Raw genomic sequence first — 18,863 nt, 5'->3', positions numbered from 1 at the left:
ATTGCTATGCTTGCATAACAAAGCTATCGAATTAAAAAGTATAATGCAAGCGCAAAAGCAAATTATTATCACAAAAAAAAGCCCCTCTAAAAATTAGAGGAGCTTTCTTGAAAAGGTTTATAATCAGACTAGTAAAGTGTAAACTCTACCCTTCTGTTTTGCTGACGACCAGCTGCAGTTTTGTTAGATGCAATTGGTTGGTTCATACCGTAACCAGTAGCTTCAATTCTTGAAGCGTTAGCACCTTGAGAAACTAAATAAGCTTTGATCGATTCTGCTCTTTCTTTAGACAATCTCATGTTTAAAGCAGCAGAACCTGTATTGTCAGTATGACCAGCTAATTTCAAGCTAAAGTCTTTTTCTACCAACAAAGCAGCAACTTTATTTAAAGTTGGATAAGATTTAGCGCGGATGGTTGATTTACCTAAATCAAATTCTAAGTTTTTAATGGCATCAGCAACTACTCTACGGTCAGATTCAGTAACAATTACTTTCTCTTTAATTACCGGAGCAGGTACTTTTAAAGGACAACCAGAACCGTCAACAACAGTTCCTGCTGGTGTACCTGGACATTTATCCAATTTATCAGCAACACCATCGCCATCGCTGTCTTTCAACAGGTCATTCATTTCTGATCTTAAACGTGCATTATCAGCTTTAGCAGCTTCTAAATCACCTTTTAATGCATTAGCAGTTGCTTTAGCCTGAACAGCTTCATCATAAGTTACAGCAATTGGATTAGAGAATGCCAATTGTTTTCCTTTTCCTAAAGCAAATTCTAAACCTCCGTAAGCATAGTTATATTTATCGTTGTTCGTTCCTTTGTAAGTACCGTCCAGATTATCACCATCAACAAAAGTTACCGTCCAGCCTAAGTCTAAATTCACTTTCTCAGAAAGTTTGAATTTAAAGCCCATGCCAACAGGAACGATCAGTTCGCTGATTGTTTTACCACCAGCATAATCAGTCAAAGCACCAGATCCAGCAGCAGTTTGTACTTTGTAACCAGCTAAACCGGCACCACCTGAAGCATAAAGCGTCACTGCACTGGTTTTGTGAAATAAATCCATGCTGAATACGTTCACTACTGCATTTAAACTTCCTGTATAAGAAAGATCTGTTTCAAAGGCACTAACAGGTCCAGATCCTGGTACTCCACTTTTGTAAGCTTCAGAATTATCGCCTTTTAATTTACCGCGCATTCCATCTAAACGCAATGCGAAATAAGGTGTAATTTGTTTCTTGATGTACAAGCCGTAACCCAACTGGCTTTTGTAGTTAGAAAAGTCATTCTTACCACCGAGAGGAGAGATCGGAGCAAGAACGCCGGCATTCAAACCGATAGACCAGGTGCTTTGCGGATCGCGGGCACCCCCGTCTTGAGCCTGAGCGGCACCACCAATAAACAGAGCGGCTACAGCCACTGGTAAACATTTTAGAAATCTTTGTTTCATAATATAAAGCATTAATAGTTTTTCTTAAACCTGATTAATTGAACATCATAGTCAATACTCAGGCCAATTCCCAAAAGTAGTACTAAATTGCTTTATAACAAATTCATGGACAGCAATTGTATAGAATTTACCAGGCCGCCGCAGCATCATCTCCACGGGGATCTGCCCCATATTGATAATAGCCCCATTTCGTTTTTAAAATGGCATCCACACGTCCGATCGGCCCCCGCACTTCGATCACATATCCCTTCTTTTTCAACTGAACCGCTGTTGTACTATCTAAGGCGCCGTCTTCCACATATACTACATCAGGCAACCATTGGTGATGAAATTTTTTAGCGGCAACTGCTGTCTGCATCTTTTGATTAAACTCAAGCACATTCAATATGGTCTGAAAAACAGACGTAATGATCGTAGAACCTCCCGGAGTGCCCACAATCATAAACAATTTCCCCTCTTTTTCTATAATAGTTGGCGTCATTGAACTCAGCATCCGCTTTCCAGGGGCAATGGAATTGGCTTCACCGCCCACTAAACCATACATGTTGGGTGCACCAGGTTTAACAGAAAAATCATCCATCTCATTATTCAGTAAAAAACCAGCACCGCTAACCACCATCGCAGCACCATAAGATCCATTCAGCGTGGTTGTTAAAGATACCGCATTCCCATACCGGTCAACAATAGAAAAGTGAGTCGTTTCTTCATGTTCTGCTGCCGTCAGATCGCCGGCCCTCAGGGCCGAACTTGGCGTGGCCTTATTCCAATCCAGACTGTGCATCCGGGATTTGATATAAGCTCCTGCCAGTAAGGATTTCTCCGGAATTTTCACAAAATCAGGGTCTCCCATATACTCAGCACGGTCTGCATAAACCCTGCGCTCGGCCTCCACCATCACCTGAACTGTCGAATCCCGGTTAAAGCCCCATCTTTTCAAAGGGAAAGGCTCAACAGATTTCAACAATTGCAACAAGGCGATTCCTCCACTTGAAGGCGGTGGCATGGTGATGATTTTGTAGGCTTTATAATTACCCAGGATCGGTGTTCGCCAAACCGCTTTATAATTTTTTAAATCTGCTTTCGTGATAATCCCCCCGCTACGTTGCATCTCCGCAACCAGACTATCGGCCACAGCACCTTCATAAAAACCCGCTGCTCCTTTATCACGGATTTGTCGCAAGGTATTGGCCAATTGTTCCTGCACCAGCACATCACCTTCAACCCAATCCCCTTTAGCTTTCAGCAATGCTGTTCCGCGAGGGTTTAAGCTGACAAAACGGGCTTTCAATTCATTTAGTTCATGTGCCTGTGCCGCACTGATCTTAAATCCATCCTCAGCTAACCTGATCGCAGGATTCAACAACACTTCCCATTTCAAGTGCCCATATTTCTCATGTGCCGCAACCATACCGGCAACAGAACCTGGTACACCAGCTGCCAAAGAACCATATAAACTTTTATCAACAACCGGATTTCCTGCAGCATCCAGATACATATCCCTGGATGAGCCGGCAGCGGCCTGCTCTCTAAAATCAAGCGTATTGCTGCGCCCATCAGCTGACCGGTAGACCATAAATCCACCACCACCTATATTTCCTGCACCAGGATACACTACAGCGAGGGCAAATTGAACTGCTACAGCTGCATCAATCGCATTACCACCTTTTTTTAAAATATCCAAGCCAACAACAGAAGCTTCCTTCTTTGCTGAAACAACTACGCCATTCCGATATTCTCCACTGTTGTTTTTCCCCAGTTGCCCGCTAACGCAACCTGTTAAATGGCCGGCACCAACCAGCCATACCAGTAAACCTATAAAACTAGGCTTTATACGTTTCCGCATCTTTATATATTTTTTCTATCACTGCCGCGTTTTTCTCCAGAACCACTTTCCTTTTCAAGCTCAGTTTCGGTGTCAGTTCTCCGCCATCAATACTGAATTCCTTAGCCAGCAAAGCAAAACGTTTCACCTGCTCCCAATGTCCAAATTCTTTAGAACTAAAGGCAATGATCTGGTTATACTTTTCAATTACCTGTTCGTTTTTAATCATCTCCTCGTTGGTCGTATAGTTGATTCCTTTTTTTCCGCACCAGGCCTTCAAAGCCACAAAATTAGGGACAATCAAAGCCGAAGGAAATTTCCTGTTTTCGCCCAGCACCATGATCTGCTCTATCAATGGGGATTCTTTGTATTTATTCTCCAGCATTTGAGGTGCGATATATTTACCCCCAGCCGTTTTAAAGATTTCTTTTTTGCGATCGGTAATTTTAAGAAAACGACCTTCCACGATCTCTCCGATATCACCGGTATGGAACCAGCCTTCTGGATCAATATTTTCCGCAGTCAGGTCAGGCCTGTTGTAATAACCTTTCATGATGTGATGTCCGCGCGTCAGGATCTCTCCATCTTCAGCAATTTTGATTTCTACCCCTTCAATTGTTGGCCCTACGGTACCAAACATGGTCGCACCAAAATGGTTTACAGTGATCACCGGTGAGGTCTCGGTCAAACCGTAGCCTTCAAATACAGGCATACCTGCGGCCCAGAAAATCCTGGCCAGACGCGGATTGAGCGCCGCACCACCAGACACCACCACTACGATCTCACCTCCAAGGGCTTCCTGCCACTTTTTAAACACCAGTTTGCGCGCAATCCCCAGTTTAAAGTTGTAAAACCAACCCTTGTTAAAATCATACTTTTCAGCCAAAGCAACTGACCAAAAGAAAATTCCGCGCTTGATACCAGTAAGCTCTTTTCCTTTTTCCATGATCTTGTCGTAAACTTTCTCCAGTAATCTGGGTACCGTAGAAAAAGCATTTGGCTTTACGTATTGAATATCTGCGACAATGGTATCCATACTTTCCGCATAATACACCGATATATTGGTGTACAAATACAAATACACAATCATGCGTTCAAAAATGTGCGACAAAGGCAAAAAGCTCAGGCCTTTCTTAATTCCGTCTGGCAATACCACGGCCGAATTCACAAAGTTTTGAACCAGGTTGTCATGCGTCAGCATTACCCCTTTAGGTGTACCAGTGGTACCAGAGGTATAAATCAGGGTCAAAATATCGTCTGGTTTAACCGCAGCCCGATAGGGTTCCAAATCAATATCCTTTTTTTCCTGTCCCAGCTTAACCAGGCTCTGCCAGTTTTCTACACCTTCAATTTCATTGAAAGCATAAATCTTAATGTCCAGGCCAGATTCGTCACAAGCTGTTTTAAGTTTGGTATATAGCGCCTCTTCAGCAACAAAAACCACACTCACTTCAGCGTTTTGTAAAATGAACTTGATGTCCTGTTCAGCCATCGTAGGGTACAGTGGAATCTGATAGGCCCCAATCTGTACAATTGCAAAATCAGTAATGTTCCATTCCGGGCGATTGGCGGACATGACCGCAACTTTCGATCCCTTGCCCAGTCCACTTTCAATCAATCCACGACTCAATGCATCTACAACATCACAAAATTCTTGTGTGCTATAGCGCAGCCACGCACCGTTCACTTTACCACTAATAAATTCCTGTTTTGGAAATTGTTCTAAATTATATTGAAGTAAATCAAATACTCTTGTTACCGTTACGCCCATACACGATCAGCTTAATTATAGGATGTTGGTTAATTAAAGATACATGGACAACCCCCAGTGTACCCCTCTTGTTTCCCAAACTTAAATAAAAATAATCAATTTACGCGGGATCTTAAGCCAGCGAATTGTCCTCTTTTTATTTGACATTGAGATGATATCGGCACAATAGTTGTTAAGGTTGTTTCAATTACAAAAAAATACAAATACATTATTTATGATTATGAAAAAATTACTTTTTACTTTAATTGGTTGTGCAGCTATTTTTGCGATGAGTACCAACAGCGCTAAAGCCCAAAGCTACGAACACGCGATCGGTGGTCGTTTCGGTTCTGCAAACGGTGTAAGTTTCAAAACCGGATTAAACAAAGGTGCAATGCTTGAATTGATTGGAAACTTTAGAAGCAACAGTGGTGCTACCTATGCAAACCTGACCGGCTTATACGAAGTTTACAACCCAATTCAAGGAGCTGATGGCTTAAACTGGTACTATGGTGCTGGAGCAACCATTGGTTCTTACAAAATAAAACACGGTGGTGGTAGTGATGTTTATCTTTCTGCAAACGGTGTTTTAGGATTAGATTACAAAATTAAAAATGCGCCAATTAACTTCTCCTTAGACTGGGTTCCTGCTTTGCAATTGACACCGGATACAGGATTCTGGGGTGGTGACGTAGGTTTAGGCGTACGTTTTACTTTCTAAGCTATTGCGAATTAGCCTTTAGCGAGGCATCAAATAAAGGGGCAGTTGATGGTAAAATTACTTGATACTGCCTTTTTTGTTCTAGTTTTAATTTGTTAGTTTTAAGCAAGATAATTAATTACTTATGTAAGTTTATAATTTATGATGTATATATTCGTTTATTATAAATAAGCTGCGAGCGCGAAGGGGTCAGGATGATGAGCTATTACGATAATAAACTATTTTGAACCAGATATAATTAACGGATTTACAAGACACAACACTATATATTAACCCTCAAATATGTCAAACATTGATTTTCCAACCCAAGAAATTTTACTAACGGATTCTGCTCCAAAAAGAAAAACAACAACTTACAACGTAAGCCGTTACTCATTATCCGGAAAATTGCTGGAAACTTATCCCAATGCCAAAGTCGCTGCACAAGCAATGAATACTGCCCAGGGATACATTTCCGTAGCAGCCAGAGACAACAACAAGATATTAACTGCCTGTGGCTATTTATGGAGACGCGGCAATGCTCCTGAAATTGACGTAACGTCTATATTAAAAGAAAAGTGGCATGGCCCATCTCCATTGTCCAAACAACAACAAACTGTTGGCCAATACGACCTGGAAGGCAACCTTGTGCACACATACATCAATACCGTTGAAGCTGCGAAAGCAGTTGGTGTTCACAAAAATGGTATCCGCGACGTGATTAACGGTCGTGGTATGACTTACGGTGGATTTATTTGGAACAAAAGTCTAAAAAAGAAAATTCCGGTAGATCCAAGAATTACAGAAAGACAAGCCGGAATTTCCAAATACGACCTGGATGGTCGCTGGATCCGGTCTTTCAAAAACTGCTTCGAAGCAGCAAGGGAAACCCAAATTGACAATGGTCACATTCACCATGTGGTAAATGGCCATATGCTAACCGCAGGTGGTTTTTTATGGCGCAAGGGACAACAATTGCGCGTAAACATCAATGAATTACGACGCCACCCACATTACCAGGGATCATTGCTGGAAAGCCATATGAAAAAGAAAAGGCAACTGGCTGCTAAATAATAGCAACCAATTGCCTTTTATATTTCGACAATCTTTAAAAACGAGAGATCCCTTGACCAATACGACCAAGAGATCTCTCTCTTTTTTAAAACCAGCGTTTTCTTACTTTGAGCGCTGCATCAGATGCATTGCCATCCAATTCAGCAACAAGTTTTACACTAGTACCTGCTTTTAAGGTAACTTTAAAATCTCTGACAATACCGTCTCTCAATACCCGGATGGTCAAGGTGTCCCCTACTTTTTTATCACCAAGATCTATTGAGGATTGAACAGGCACTCCATCAACACTGATCAGCTCATCGTTGACATTGATGCCATCCACCCATGCTGATGAGTTCCTGGCAATTCCCGAAACAATGATCTTACCTTCCGTTTTTTTCGACGACAAGCCTAAATAAGGAATGCTTTTTCCCGCATTTTCATCTTTTACCCGGATACCTGCATAACCAAAGTACTTTTCATATTCTATTGGTCCGGTTCCATTTACATATTTATCCCAGAATGATGTAAAGCTTTTTCCACTTACCTGCTCCACCATCGCTTTAAATTCTGCATCTGTATAGCCTCTTCCAAGCTTTTTATAGTATTGATTGTACATTGCACGCATCACATCGTCCAGGCTTTTTGCACCTTGTGTAGCTTGCGCAATTTCAATGTCCATCAGTATGCCCAATACTTCACCTTTGGCATAGTAAGAAACTGTGGTGTTGGCAGAGTTCTCATTTGGCCTGTACAATTTAATCCAGGCATCGTAACTTGCTTCTGCAACCGACTGCACTTTGGCGCCATGGGTATTGGAAACATTATTTACAGCGGTAACCAATTGATTCACAAAATCAGTATCGCTGATAAAACCAGCACGACGCATCAGTTTATTTTCATAGTAAGCTGTAAAGCCTTCTGCTACCCATAAATTGGTAGTATAATTTTCATTGTCATAATCAAAAGGACCCAATGCAACAGGGCGTAAGCGCTTCACATTCCATAAATGATAATATTCATGCGCAACCAGGTTTAAAAAGCCGTTATAACCCTCTTTACTTGCATAACCATTTCGGCTTGCGCCTAAAACCGTAGAGTTTAAGTGCTCTAAACCACCGCCCCCTACCGAAAAATTATGTACGATAAAGGTATAGTGCTTGTTCGGATTTTCACCATAAATTGCAGTTCCCTGTTCTACAATTTTTGCCATATCCACTTTCAAACGTTCTTTATCGTAATTACCACCGCCATACATGGCCACTTCATGTTTAACACCAGAAGCCATAAATTCAAAAACATCCTGATTACCAACTTCAATCGGACTATCGTATAAGATATCAAAGTTAGCAGCCGTGTATGTAAAGGCCTGCCCTGCGACAGGTTCTAAGCCGGTAGATACTTTATTCCAGGTTTTGAAAGGAATAATTTTTACAGTACTTGGTTGTTTCAACATACCATCAGGATACATGAATACACCAGTACTGGAAAGAAATGCGTGGCTATCGTCGATAAATGAAGTTCGCACAGAAACTTCAAATGCATACAAACGGTATTTGATTTTGACATTGGAAGCTTTTGCGGAGTAAACCCTCCAGGCATTTTTTCTTACTTTTTCATATTTTACAGGCTTTCCATTGGCAGTGGCGTTAAAGCCCTCGACACTTTTAGAAAATTCGCGAACCAGGTAAGAACCTGGTGCCCATACCGGCATTTTAACATCTACATAGTCCTTAGTCAGACCGGATATATTCATTTCCACTTCGGCATAATGTGCCTGAGGTTCTTTAAAGGATACCTCAAATCCTATTTTAACTTGTGATTTGGCTGTCATACCTACTGATAGTAATATTACTAATCCCAATAACGATGCTTTTTTCATCCTTAATTTTTTGTTTCAATGTGTTTATGATGGGTATCGACCGGGCAATCCAATCAAAACCGGAATAATATGTTGTTAAACTGAGCCAAACTTAGAGAATTTTGATTCTTAAAGCAATTTTAAGCTTAAAACAATCGCATCAGGTTGTAGGTGCCTGCATTGTAAGTACCGGCAAAACACAGCTAAAGTACAGTGCTGCTATGGCCCCGCTCCGCTCCCGCCATACCCCTGCTCTACCCTAAGGGTATAGCAGGGGGTATAGCAGCCCTAAAGCGGGGGTAAAGCAGGGGTAAAGCGGGTCTGTACTTTAGCTGTATTTTACCTATAGAAATCTGGTCTTCATATTGAACCATTTCAGACCTGTAACACACTTAATACAACCTGTTACGGGCTTTTTAAATATTTTTGTGTTTATGTCATAACCGGCACAACCTTCAACCAAAACTACAAATGAAGATTAGATACCTTATTTATGTCCTGATTGCTTTAGGAATTGCTTACTTGATTTACTACAGGATTTCAGCCAATAAAAAAATTGCTGAGGAAGGCTCAGGAATGAGCAAAGGCAAGGGCGGTGCCCCCGGAAAAGGACTGCAGGTGGATGGAATCGTTGTCCAAAAAGGCGACTTTAACAACAATCTGGAAGTTACCGGAACGATCGAAGCCAATGAATCTGTGGAGCTGCGCAGTGAAGTATCTGGTCTGATAACAGCCATAAACTTCAAAGAGGGTTCGCAGGTAAGCAAAGGCAGCTTATTGGTCAAAATCAACGACCGCGATATACAGGCTCAATTGCAACAGGCCATCACCAAACAAAACCTGTCTGCAACCAACGAAAACCGCTCTAAGCAATTGCTGGCCAAAGGTGCAATCAGTCAGGAAGAATACGACACTTCATTGGCCGACCTGCAAACACTTAAAGCAGAAAGCCAGTTGATTCGTGCACAACTGGCAAAAACAGCCATATATGCACCTTTTAGCGGAAAAATTGGTTTGCGCGCCATTTCAACCGGAGGATACATCACACCAAGTACTCCTATTGCTACCCTATCCAGTATCGATCCCCTGAAAATCAGCTTCTCGGTACCTGAAAAATATATGGGACAGATTCAGGTTAATTCAGAAATATCATTTACCACTGCCGGATATCCTAAAACCTTTACCGGAAAGGTATTTGCGCTGGAACCAGGTATCAATACCCAGACCAGGACTTTACAAATCAAAGCCCTGGTGCCGAATGCAGACGGGAAGTTGTTACCCGGGTCTTTTGCTCAGATCAAACTGGCTTTGAGTACGCAAAAAGATGCCATTCTGATTCCAAACGAAGCAATCATTCCGGTATTGAATGGCAAAACGGTATTCATCAGTAAAGACGGCAAGGCCATGCAGGTTCCTGTAGTGGCAGGAACCAGGACGGCCGATCGCATTGTGATCGTATCCGGATTAAATTCCGGTGATACCGTTTTAACAACAGGCGCCATGGCATTAAAGAAAGACGCACCTGTAAAAGTAACCGTGGTTAAAAACAAAACTGCTTTATGAGTATTTCAACCACCAGTATAAAAAGGCCGGTCCTGGCCATTGTAATGAACCTGGCCATCCTGCTTTTTGGGGTGATCGGTTACAATTTTCTGGGCGTTCGGGAATACCCCAATATTGATCCAACGGTAGTGTCTGTACGAACCTCCTATCCTGGAGCTAATGCCGACATTATTGAATCCCAGATTACAGAGCCCCTCGAAAAGTCTATCAATGGAATAGATGGGATCAGGAATATCTCTTCTTCCAGTAACCAGGGAAGCAGTAACATCACCATTGAGTTTAACCTGGATAAAAACATAGATGATGCTGCCAATGACGTGCGCGACAAGGTGTCGCAGGCGGCAAGAAGCTTGCCTAAAGACATTGATGGCAATCCGGTAGTAAGTAAGGCGGATGCCAATTCTGATGCGATCATTACCATGACCATACAAAGTGACAAGCGCAATGTGATGGAATTGAGTGATTATGCCGAGAATGTGATTGCCGATCGGCTGCAGACCATTACAGGGGTAAGCAGCATACAGATTCAGGGACAAAGAAAGTATGCCATGCGAATCCGCATTGCGCCGGATAAACTGGCGGCATACGGTTTAACTTCACAGGACATCGTTGCCGCGTTGGATAAGGAAAATGTGGAATTACCTTCAGGTAAAATTACCGGAGCCAATACAGAACTCATCATCAAAACATTGGGAAAACTGACCAATGCCGATCAGTTCAACAACCTGATCCTGAAAAGCGATTCTGGTAATGTGGTTCGGTTGAAAGACATTGGTTATGCCGATTTAGGTTCTGAGAATGAAGAAACGATATTGCGTGAATCAGGTAAACCGATGGTCGCCGTAGGTTTAATTCCGCAGCCTGGGGCCAATTATCTGGACATTTCCAAAGAATTTGACAAGCGTTTTGCGCAACTGGAAAAAGACATCCCGCAGGATATTAAACTGAATATCTCCTTAGACAATACCAAATTTATTAAAGCCTCGGTCACAGAGGTGGCAGAAACCATTATCCTGTCGCTGGTATTGGTGATCATCATCATTTATCTGTTTTTCAGGGACTGGGCTATTGCCATCAGGCCACTTATTGACATTCCGGTATCGCTGGTGTTTACTTTCTTCATCATGTATATTTTCGGTTTCTCGATCAATGTACTTTCGCTCCTGGCCATAGTATTGGCTACGGGACTGGTGGTGGATGACGGGATTGTGGTTACCGAAAATATCTTTAAAAAAGTAGAGGAAGGATACTCACCGTTTGAGGCCGCCATTAAAGGAGCCAACGAGATCTTTTTTGCGGTAATTTCGATTTCCATTACCCTGGCAGCTGTATTTTTACCGGTGATATTTTTACAGGGTTTTGTGGGCCGGCTATTCCGGGAGTTTGGAATTGTAATTGGGGCTGCAGTATTGATCTCCGCATTCGTATCGCTGACCTTAACACCCATGCTGAATGCTTACCTGATGAAAAAGACAGGGCATAAAAAATCCAGGTTTTATGAAATGACTGAACCGTTTTTTGTGCGTCTGAACGAGGGTTATGCAACCAATCTAAATAAATTTTTAGACCGGAAATGGCTCGCCATTCCAATTATTGCAGTCTGCGTAGGTTTCATTGTGCTGTTCTGGAAAGTTTTACCTAAAGAAACGGCACCTTATGATGACCGCAGCGCGATCAACATGAACCTGACCACACCAGAGGGTTCATCTTTTGCTTACACCGATCGTTTCATGATGAAGGTACAGCAAATGGTTCAGGATTCTGTACCAGAGAAAAAAGTGAACATTACCATTACCTCCCCTGGTTTTGGTGGTGCAGGATCAACGAACAGCGGTTTTGTAAGAATGGGCCTCGTGGATCCGGGCGACCGGACCAAGAGCCAGGCAGATATTGCAAACAGACTGACCAAAATCACCAGAAAATTCTCGGAAGGAAAAGTAGTGGTTACCCAACAGCCGACCATTTCTGTTGGTCGCAGGGGCGGTTTGCCGGTCAACTATATCATCCAGGCACAAAACTTTGAAAAACTAAGAGAAAAAGTTCCTTTGTTTATGGATGAGGTTTCGAAAGATCCCACATTCACCACTTCCGATGTGAATTTGAAATTTAATAAACCGGAGATTGACCTGACCATTGACCGCGACAAAGCGAAAAATCTGGGGGTATCGGTTTCGGACATTGGTACCGCTTTACAGTTGGGTTTGAGTGGACAACGCTTCTCTTACTTCTTTATGAATGGAAAGCAATATCAGGTAATTGGACAGTTTGAAGTGGCAGACCGTAAAGATCCTCTGGATTTGAGCTCGGTATATGTTAGAAATAATAAAAATGAATTGATCCAGCTGGATAATCTGGTTACTGCGAAAGAAGAAAGCAGTCCGCCGCAGTTATACCGTAACAACCGTTTCACAGCGGCTACCGTTTCTGCCGGACTCGCTCCGGGAAAAAGCATCGGCGAAGGCATAGCGGCCATGGACAGGATTTCTGAAAAGATCCTCGATGAGTCATTTTCTACTGATCTTGGCGGAGAATCCAGGGATTTCAGGGAGAGTTCCTCCAATACCTTGTTTGCATTTGGACTGGCTTTACTACTGGTTTACCTGATTTTATCTGCCCAGTTTGAGAGTTTCATTGATCCGATCATCATCATTCTGACTGTACCTATGGCGGTTGCGGGGGCATTTTTGTCACTCTGGCTATTTGGGCAAAGCTGGAATATTTTTAGCCAGATCGGAACGATCATGTTGATTGGCCTGGTAACTAAAAACGGTATTTTGATTGTAGAATTTGCCAACCAGTTGAAAGAACAGGGAAAAAGTGTACACGATGCGATCAGAGAAGCTTCTGTATCCAGGTTAAGGCCAATTCTAATGACGAGTTTGGCTATTGCCATTGGTGCCCTACCTATTGCGATGGCCCTTGGAGCAGCAGCGAAAAGCCGCATGGGTATGGGTATTGTCATTGTTGGTGGAACTTTATTTGCCTTGATTTTAACCCTATTTGTGATTCCTGCTATTTATTCCTATTGGTCTAAAGAACACAAAGAAAATACAGAACTGGAACTTTCATTAAAAGCAGCTTTAGATCATGAAAAGTCTTAATTATATCGTAACAGCGCTTTTGTTGGGCAGTGTACAACTGGGCATGGCCCAACAAAAGCTGAGTCTGGAGGAAGCTGTTTCCATTGCTTTAAAAAACAACTACGACATTAAACTGGTCAACAACGAGGTACAGATCGCCAAAAACAATGTCAATCCTGGAAATGCAGGTTTGCTGCCAAGCCTTGATGGTAGCTTCAGTGATGGTGGAAGTGTACAAAAAACCACCAGAACACAGAGTAACGGAGCAGAGCAAACTTTAACTGGCGTAAAAAACACCAATATGAGTTATGGTGTAGCACTGGGCTGGACCATTTTTGACGGTTTGCAGATGTTTACCAATTATGAACGCCTGAAAGAACTGCAGAAACAAGGCGAAGTCAATGCCCAGGGCACGGTGCTGAGTACCATCAGTAACGTAGTAAATGCTTACTATACCGTTTTAAAGGAACAGAAACTGGTGTTAGCGCGGGATAGTGCATTGGATGTATCCAAACTTCGGGTGAGTATCGCCAACAATAAGCTAGCCATCGGACGTGGTTCTAAACTGGATGTATTGAGTGCGACAGTAGATTACAACACCGATACTTCGGCTTATTTAAAAGAGATCAATTTGTTAAAAACGGCTAAAATATCACTGAACCAAGTCATGGCTCGTGACCTGAATACAGATTTTAGCGTAGATCAGCAGATTGACATCAATAGCGGGCTGAATTATGCTGAACTGGATGCTAAAACACAGCAGTTGAATCCGGATCTTCAAAATGCGTTTCTGAATAAAAAGATTGCGGAGCTGAATTTAAAGCAGATCAAGGGCAAACGCTATCCCGTTGTTGGTGTAAATGGCGGTTATGCCTTTCAGAAAAGCGCGAGTCCGACAGGCTTTAACACCCAGCAGCAAACGAATGGCTTTACTTACGGCCTGACCGCGAGCATGAATATCTTTAACGGCTTTTTACAACGTCAAAATGAGCGCAATGCCAAGATTCAGATCAATTCTTCGGAATTGACTTTGGATAAAACCAGACAGGACATCAGTGCAACTTTAAGCAGTACCTATCAGAATTACCTGACGAATCTGGATTTGCTGAAAATAGAGCAGCGCAATGTGGATATTGCGCGGCAAAACCTGGACATTACACTGGAGAAATATCGTTTGGGCAGTATCGCACCTTTGGAGCTTCGGGAGGCGCAACGGAATGCTATTGATGCAGTTACCCGGTACCTTGAAGCACAATATCAGGCAAAATTGACAGAAATTAGCTTAAAAGAAATCAGTGGTACTTTGAATATTCAATAAGATTACTATTTTTAGCGAATGATTCTAGTAGCAGACAGCGGTTCTTCAAAAACAGATTGGATGGGTTACAGTCCGGAGGGGGAAATAAACTTCAGCACCCAGGGCATCAATCCTTATTTCTTAAACGCTCATGATATTTTTAAGCTCTTTTCTAAAAAGAAAGAAATTGCAGCTTATGCAGACCTGGTTAAAGAAGTTTACTTTTTTGGCGCTGGTTGCTCTTCTCCAGACAAAGTAGAAATTATTTCCAATGGGATTTCTTCTTTTTTCAGACATGCTTACGTTTCAGTAGAACACGATTTGATGGGTTCTGCCTATGCGACCTGTGGCGATGAGCCTGGAATTACCTGCATCCTGGGTACCGGATCTAATATTTCCTATTATGATGGCAAGACCTTACATGCCGGAAATCATGGCTTAGGCTATGTTTTAGGCGATGAGGGTTCGGGAACTTATTTTGGCCGGAAGATGATCACCACGTATTTGTATAAACAAATGCCAGCTGATTTGAGTACTGCCTTTCAGCAGGAGTTTCCTTTAGACAAAGAAACTGTGATCACCAATATTTATCAAAACCCCTATCCAAATACTTACCTTGCCGGAATCAGCAGGTTTATGGCCGACCACCGCGAGCACCCTTTCATTATTGACATTTTACGTGAAGGATTTCAGGAATTTGTAGACAGTAATGTTAAAGATTATAAAAACTACAAAAGCCTGAATTGCCACTTTGTTGGATCAATAGCTCATTTTTACCGGGATATTCTGAGCGAAGTCTGTCTGAACAATGAGGTAAAGCTGGGGCATATCTATCAAAAACCGATTACAGGAATTTACAACTACATTTTAAGAAAAGAAGGTATTTTAGCCTAATCAATGTGCGGATTTTTTGATTTTGTAGCAACCATAAATGGCAGCCAGCAAAAGTAAAAAAAGCAAGCCCTGATCAATCGGAGCATCCGGATCACCACCTGGCAACCCAGGGTTACCTTCTTGTAAGACAAAATTCAATAAATAGAAATGGCTCATGGCGTTGTTTTTATCAGTTTACGGGTGATGGTTATTTTGCCTTTATCCAGATCCAGAACCGATAGGATGTAAACCCCATCGCTCAGCTGGCCAGGTTTGATCTCTATGGCCTGCCCGGCTATCAGGGGCGCGGTTGATGTGCTCAAGACTGTTTCGCCCATGATATTCCTGATCAGCAGCTTAGGTCTTTTGATTGTAGTGTGCTTTGAGCTGATGTAAATGTGATCGGTAAAGGGGTTGGGATATATAGACCAGGTTTCACTTTCCAAGTCATTTTCTGGTGCATTGATTTGCCGCCGTAAAAAGATAGAAAATCGCTTAATCTCCCCGCCTTTAACCTCCCCTGCATTCAGGTCGAAATTGTAAATGTGGTTTCCATCGGTAATTTCCCGGCTTATGTTGAGCAAATGATCAACAAGCGTGACCTTTGCATTTAAGTCGGCTATCCCAGTAAAAACGAGTTTACATGGGCCTTCAGCCCAAACCTGAATGGATAAGTTGATCGTATCCGCATTCACAATTTCAGCCCGGTCTTCTATGGCGAGCCTTTGCTGATCTGTAGTGATGGAAGATATACTCAAGTAGCCTGGGCCGATTTTTAAGGCATCCGCATCTGTGACCTGATTGTTTCCAGACGCGCTGTACCTAACCGTATAATCATCGGAGAGTTCTGCTTTGCTGATCTGGACACTTAAGCGCTTTAAGCCAGTGGGCTCCTGTTTAAGTATGGATTGTATTTTTGCCGCATCTTTAACTGAGGAAGCTTCAATATATTTTGCTTGTTCAGTAAAGGTTAAACTGCCATTTGTATTACCCTTGTTGAGCCGTACAAAAAAACCAGTTCCTGCCGGAATTAAGAAATTGGGATCATCACTCACCTGATAAGCATTGTTTTTGGGGTCAAAAGTCCAGACAAACGGTCCAGTATTCACTTTTGACAATCTGGACCAGACAATTGGTGCAGCATAAGGATTGCCTAAAAGGTTAAAGCCATCGCCCGGATTGTCTGTATTTCTACTTTCCAGGTTGATCATCATTTCACCGCTAAACAAAAAACCTTTGTAATGAAGTATATAAGCTTCAGGATTGATAAAAACTGGACCTTGTATTTGTTTAGCGTAAGCATCTGGCATAGACCGGCTTCCTCTTGAAAATACATAGATCCCCCGCCCTACAGGAATCTGCACAGCGGTGTTGGCTATTCCGACGTATTTTTGGGATAGCGTTCCTGGCAATGCCTGATTGTGCGTGTATATGGTACTGGAATTATTTGAAGAAGGATCGAAACCATTAACCGATCCGGATGGGCCGGTAATGAAAACACTTTCCTGAATGTCTTTAATCTGATACCTGTAGTCATTATTTTGGTTGGTGTGGTAAACCGGGACGCTCAGCAATTTCCAGCCCCTTGCTGTTGAAGGCGCATTAAAAGATCCGGCTATATACTGCTGCACATTTGCCATACCAATAAGCGCAGTATTGGTCAGATCTGAAATTGGCCATACCGCAGCAGCATGTTGCGCATCAGCAAGCAGCGTAAGTCTGCCATTGACATTTAAAGTTCCACGGATGATTTTGAGATATTTGCCGACCTGAACCTCGGTTTGTAAAAGTACCACATGCGCTTTATCCGGCAGGTTGACCATTAAATTAGCAATAGCGATTGATCCATTACCTGTGAAAGTTTGCAGATTCTCCAGCCCGGTTAACATAAGCGTTCCCGGTCCTTTGATGCTACCGTTGTTGATTACATCTCTTTTAAACCGAATCTGGCTTTCTAAGGCTAAAGAAATGACTGCTCCCGGCGCTACGTCCGTCTGGCAATGGATGGTCAGCTCAGCTTCTGGACAAAGCATCGCACCGGATTCAAGCACTAATTTATTGATCTGCGCATCAGTACTGGTCCTTAATACTTTATTGGCCTTCACCGTTACGTTACTTAAAGCCGGAGGCACTTTGCCATATTTCCAGTTGGCAGCCTCTGCCCAAAGCTGGTTACCACCCGCAGCGGTAAACTCATAAGCAATTGGACTTTGGGCCGGGTTTTTCTCTTCAGAAGAAATGGCATAAACCAATTCCGGTTCATTTTGATTCAAATATTCTGCATTGATCCAATCATTGCTCCGTAAAACATTTTGTATGCGCACTTCATCGATCTCGCCTTCAAACCATTTATCCTGGGTTTTGCTACAACCAATTCTAACCTGTCCGCCAGCGATCAGGCTCAGGGGGCCAGCACTACCTATGACTTGTGCGCCATTGACGAAAAGTTTCCTTTGGGTCTTACTAAATGAAGCAGCGATGTGATGCCAGACCCCTGGTTCCAAGGGGCTGACACTTGAAGATGTAATTTTTCGGCTTCCATTAATGATCTCAAAGACCAGATATCCGGCAGCATCGAGACTGAGCTGGTATCCGCCCAAACTGTCGTTGCCGAGGATGACTTGTACTTTCCCTGTCAATTTCGGTTTAATCCATGCGGTAATGCAAATGGTTGTATTGGTATCAACAGGAGAAAAAAACGCATCGGAAAATCCATTGAAACGAACTCCAGTACCGATTTTCCCGGCCAAAAAATTAGCTTGCTGAATGCTTGAACTGCCCGTTGCGTCTTTTCCAATCTGCCCATTCGCTGAGCGGAGGTTTTTACCAGCCAGATCGGCATTCATGTGCCAAAGGCGGTCGTAATCCCTGGTCCAGACTGAAGCGCTTCGGGGTTCAAAAGGATCGGCAGTAATATTTGATCCATAATAGAGGTATAATACATTGTTGCCAGCATTGGTTCCGGTAAACAACTGTTCCAGGCGAACCCAGCAAGTCAACCTACCGGTTGCGGGATCATAACTGTCCAGCTGGAAAGCAATTGGAACTGTTGGTTGACTGCCCAAGCAAAACGAAATATCCAATCCACGGGGATCGTTGATTTTCGGATCGCAATGCTGAAGATTGACCAGACTCGGATCAGTGATGGAGATCAGAAAGGGAAAATCAACCAAATTGGTATTTCCTTTAAATCTGGACTTATCAATGGTGATCTTTTTCCTGTAATTATAGCCAGCCAGCCAGGACTGAGCGCGTAGCATCTGGCAAGAAAAACAGGCCAGGCACAGACTTAACCAACAAATTGATTTTGCACTCAAAATTTATTATAAGGTTACAATATAATTATAAAATTAATTAATTAAACTTAAATATAATTAAAGTAACCAGAAAAACAAACAGTCAGTAATATA

At 42.6% G+C, this 18,863-nt stretch carries 12 protein-coding genes; 6 read left to right on the top strand and 6 right to left on the bottom strand.

Annotated elements, in window-relative coordinates; all coding sequences use genetic code 11:
* Positions 1 to 128: 128 nt before the first annotated feature.
* From IM797_RS10345 to IM797_RS10335, 3 genes are all read right to left on the bottom strand, one after another.
* Positions 129 to 1,454 carry an OmpA family protein gene (locus IM797_RS10345; RefSeq protein ID WP_194127036.1) on the bottom strand — a complete coding sequence of 442 codons (1,326 nt, stop codon included), beginning with the start codon at positions 1,452 to 1,454 and terminating at the stop codon, positions 129 to 131.
* A gap of 127 nt (positions 1,455 to 1,581) precedes the next feature.
* Positions 1,582 to 3,297: a gamma-glutamyltransferase gene (gene ggt / locus IM797_RS10340; protein WP_194127035.1), complete on the bottom strand. Its 1,716-nt coding sequence runs from the start codon at positions 3,295 to 3,297 to the stop codon at positions 1,582 to 1,584.
* A complete protein-coding gene (locus IM797_RS10335) occupies positions 3,275 to 5,047 on the bottom strand; it encodes a long-chain fatty acid--CoA ligase (RefSeq protein WP_194127034.1) in 1,773 nt (590 codons plus the stop codon). The genes ggt and IM797_RS10335 overlap by 23 nt, the downstream gene beginning before the upstream one ends.
* A gap of 220 nt (positions 5,048 to 5,267) precedes the next feature.
* On the opposite strand from IM797_RS10335, the gene IM797_RS10330 reads away from it, so the two are divergent.
* Complete coding sequence (locus IM797_RS10330) at positions 5,268 to 5,747, top strand: hypothetical protein (RefSeq protein ID WP_228098790.1); 480 nt, start codon at positions 5,268 to 5,270, stop codon at positions 5,745 to 5,747.
* A 282-nt stretch (positions 5,748 to 6,029) separates the two neighbouring features.
* The gene (locus IM797_RS10325; RefSeq protein ID WP_194127032.1) at positions 6,030 to 6,800 is read left to right on the top strand and encodes an NUMOD1 domain-containing DNA-binding protein; all 771 of its coding nucleotides are present in this window, start codon (positions 6,030 to 6,032) and stop codon (positions 6,798 to 6,800) included.
* 85 nt (positions 6,801 to 6,885) lie between these two features.
* Here IM797_RS10325 and IM797_RS10320 read toward each other — a convergent pair whose 3' ends face one another.
* Positions 6,886 to 8,661, bottom strand: coding sequence for a M61 family metallopeptidase (locus tag IM797_RS10320; protein ID WP_194127031.1), 1,776 nt, complete (start codon positions 8,659 to 8,661; stop codon positions 6,886 to 6,888).
* Between the two features lie 450 nt (positions 8,662 to 9,111).
* On the opposite strand from IM797_RS10320, the gene IM797_RS10315 reads away from it, so the two are divergent.
* From IM797_RS10315 to IM797_RS10300, 4 genes are read left to right on the top strand one after another with little or no spacing between them, the layout of a single operon-like run.
* A complete protein-coding gene (locus IM797_RS10315) occupies positions 9,112 to 10,203 on the top strand; it encodes an efflux RND transporter periplasmic adaptor subunit (protein WP_194127030.1) in 1,092 nt (363 codons plus the stop codon).
* Positions 10,200 to 13,304: an efflux RND transporter permease subunit gene (locus IM797_RS10310; protein WP_194127029.1), complete on the top strand. Its 3,105-nt coding sequence runs from the start codon at positions 10,200 to 10,202 to the stop codon at positions 13,302 to 13,304. Before IM797_RS10315 ends, IM797_RS10310 begins: the two co-directional genes overlap by 4 nt.
* On the top strand, positions 13,291 to 14,601 hold the full coding sequence (locus IM797_RS10305; protein WP_194127028.1) for a TolC family protein: 1,311 nt from the start codon (positions 13,291 to 13,293) through the stop codon (positions 14,599 to 14,601). The genes IM797_RS10310 and IM797_RS10305 overlap by 14 nt, the downstream gene beginning before the upstream one ends.
* 18 nt (positions 14,602 to 14,619) lie before the next feature.
* On the top strand, positions 14,620 to 15,474 hold the full coding sequence (locus IM797_RS10300; protein WP_228098789.1) for an N-acetylglucosamine kinase: 855 nt from the start codon (positions 14,620 to 14,622) through the stop codon (positions 15,472 to 15,474).
* Here the strand turns inward: IM797_RS10300 and IM797_RS10295 are convergent, their stop codons facing one another.
* Both IM797_RS10295 and IM797_RS10290 read right to left on the bottom strand, forming a co-directional pair.
* Entirely contained in the window at positions 15,475 to 15,630 is a 156-nt protein-coding gene (locus IM797_RS10295; protein WP_194127027.1) for a hypothetical protein, read from the bottom strand.
* A complete protein-coding gene (locus IM797_RS10290) occupies positions 15,627 to 18,713 on the bottom strand; it encodes a LamG-like jellyroll fold domain-containing protein (RefSeq protein WP_194127026.1) in 3,087 nt (1,028 codons plus the stop codon). The genes IM797_RS10295 and IM797_RS10290 overlap by 4 nt, the downstream gene beginning before the upstream one ends.
* Positions 18,714 to 18,863: the final 150 nt, after the last annotated feature.

This window comes from Pedobacter sp. MC2016-24 (genome assembly GCF_015223055.1).
In the GTDB taxonomy this organism is placed as follows: domain Bacteria; phylum Bacteroidota; class Bacteroidia; order Sphingobacteriales; family Sphingobacteriaceae; genus Pedobacter.
Note: the sequence above shows the minus strand (reverse complement) of the source record. Positions and strands in the feature narration are given on the sequence as shown.

Excerpts from the sequence above, each read along its gene's own strand:
- IM797_RS10345 (WP_194127036.1), bottom strand. The coding sequence starts at position 1,454 with ATGAAACAAAGATTTCTAAAATGTTTACCAGTGGCTGTAGCCGCTCTG.
- ggt (WP_194127035.1), bottom strand. The coding sequence starts at position 3,297 with ATGCGGAAACGTATAAAGCCTAGTTTTATAGGTTTACTGGTATGGCTG.
- IM797_RS10335 (WP_194127034.1), bottom strand. The coding sequence starts at position 5,047 with ATGGGCGTAACGGTAACAAGAGTATTTGATTTACTTCAATATAATTTA.
- IM797_RS10330 (WP_228098790.1), top strand. The coding sequence starts at position 5,268 with ATGAAAAAATTACTTTTTACTTTAATTGGTTGTGCAGCTATTTTTGCG.
- IM797_RS10325 (WP_194127032.1), top strand. The coding sequence starts at position 6,030 with ATGTCAAACATTGATTTTCCAACCCAAGAAATTTTACTAACGGATTCT.
- IM797_RS10320 (WP_194127031.1), bottom strand. The coding sequence starts at position 8,661 with ATGAAAAAAGCATCGTTATTGGGATTAGTAATATTACTATCAGTAGGT.
- IM797_RS10315 (WP_194127030.1), top strand. The coding sequence starts at position 9,112 with ATGAAGATTAGATACCTTATTTATGTCCTGATTGCTTTAGGAATTGCT.
- IM797_RS10310 (WP_194127029.1), top strand. The coding sequence starts at position 10,200 with ATGAGTATTTCAACCACCAGTATAAAAAGGCCGGTCCTGGCCATTGTA.
- IM797_RS10305 (WP_194127028.1), top strand. The coding sequence starts at position 13,291 with ATGAAAAGTCTTAATTATATCGTAACAGCGCTTTTGTTGGGCAGTGTA.
- IM797_RS10300 (WP_228098789.1), top strand. The coding sequence starts at position 14,620 with ATGATTCTAGTAGCAGACAGCGGTTCTTCAAAAACAGATTGGATGGGT.
- IM797_RS10295 (WP_194127027.1), bottom strand. The coding sequence starts at position 15,630 with ATGAGCCATTTCTATTTATTGAATTTTGTCTTACAAGAAGGTAACCCT.
- IM797_RS10290 (WP_194127026.1), bottom strand. The coding sequence starts at position 18,713 with ATGCTACGCGCTCAGTCCTGGCTGGCTGGCTATAATTACAGGAAAAAG.